This is a genomic window from Microcystis sp. LE18-22.4A, assembly GCF_027531105.1.
In the GTDB taxonomy this organism is placed as follows: domain Bacteria; phylum Cyanobacteriota; class Cyanobacteriia; order Cyanobacteriales; family Microcystaceae; genus Microcystis; species Microcystis aeruginosa.
Genome location: NZ_JAPZRB010000429.1, coordinates 1 through 1011, shown reverse-complemented (window position 1 = coordinate 1011; position 1011 = coordinate 1). Strand labels below are relative to the sequence as shown.

Annotated in this window: 1 pseudogene; it reads left to right on the top strand. The window is 39.7% G+C overall.

Annotated elements, in window-relative coordinates:
- Positions 1 to 834: pseudogene (locus O9295_RS18920) on the top strand (RNA-guided endonuclease InsQ/TnpB family protein); the annotation flags it as partial.
- Between the last annotated feature and the right edge of the window lie 177 nt (positions 835 to 1011).

Sequence of the window (1011 nt, the reverse complement as noted above, 5' to 3'; positions counted from 1 at the left end):
ACACCAGAACAAGAGTCGCTATTGCGGCGCACATTGGGCTGTGTAAGATTAGTTTACAACAAAGCTCTCCACGAACGAACACAAGCATGGTACGAAAAGCAAGAAAGAGTAGGCTACGCTCAAACTTCTTCAATGCTAACTGATTGGAAAAAACAAGAAGAATTAGACTTTTTAAACGAAGTTAGCTGTGTACCTTTACAACAAGGGTTAAGACATCTACAAACAGCTTTCACTAATTTCTTTGCTGGTCGTACTAAGTATCCTAACTTTAAGAAAAAACATCAGGGAGGAAGTGCCGAATTTACCAAATCTGCTTTTAAGTTCAAAGACAAACAAATCTATTTAGCTAAATGCACAGAACCTTTACCTATTCGATGGTCAAGACAAATACCAGAAAGCTGTGACCCAAGTACAGTAACAGTCAGATTACATCCTTCTGGACGTTGGCATATCTCAATTAGATTTGATGACCCAACGATTAAGCCTCTACCAGTAACAGATAAAGCCATCGGAATTGACTTAGGAATTAGTAGCCTCGTGATTACCAGCGATGGCGATAAAGTATCTAATCCTAAGCATTTTAAGAAACATTATCAGAGGTTGCGAAAAGCACAAAAAAATCTTTCTAGAAAACAGAAAGACTCAAAGAATCGAGAAAAGGCAAAAATCAAAGTAGCCAAAATTCACGCTCAAATCACCGATAGCAGGAAAGACCATTTACACAAGCTAACCACTCAATTAGTCCGTGAAAACCAAACGATTGTGGTTGAGAATTTAGCCGTCAAGAATATGGTCAAAAACCCGAAATTATCTCAGGCAATATCTGACGTTAGTTGCCCCCCCCTTGCCCCCCCGACCCCCCCGATGTCGGTAGGGCTGTTTCATTCTCCCATCAGAATATCAAAAGTAAAAGCGATCACTGTCAGGTAAAATGAGGAGTGACCGGCAACTTTTCAAATATATGTTGAGCTTAATAGAAAAACTGAAACAAGTCAAGGACTTTCGGAAAGA